Consider the following 313-nt stretch of genomic DNA (forward strand, 5'->3'; position numbering starts at 1 on the left):
GAGATATCGCGCGGACGCTGTACAACGGAGGCACGATGGTGATTGTGCCGAAGGACGACCGGATCGATCCGTCTCGTTTGCACCACTGGATGGAGCGGGAACGTGTCACCATCTTCGAATCGACACCGGCGCTGATCGTGCCGTTCCTAGAGTATGTGCACGAGCAGCGGCTGGATATGAGCTGGATGGAGCTGTTGATCACGAGCTCAGACAGCTGCAGCGTGGCGGATTACCGGACCTTGCAGGAACGCTTCGGCTCGTTGTTCCGGATCATCAACGCATACGGCGTGACGGAAGCGGCGATCGACTCCAG

At 59.1% G+C, this 313-nt stretch carries 1 protein-coding gene; it reads left to right on the forward strand.

Annotated features, from left to right (window positions below; translation table 11 throughout):
- The coding region (locus G9G57_RS25380; RefSeq protein ID WP_164965691.1) for an AMP-binding protein at nucleotides 1–313 on the forward strand (313 nt) is incomplete at both ends.

The sequence above is a fragment of the Paenibacillus sp. EKM211P genome (assembly GCF_011066175.1).
GTDB classification, from domain to species: Bacteria; Bacillota; Bacilli; order Paenibacillales; family Paenibacillaceae; genus Paenibacillus; species Paenibacillus polymyxa.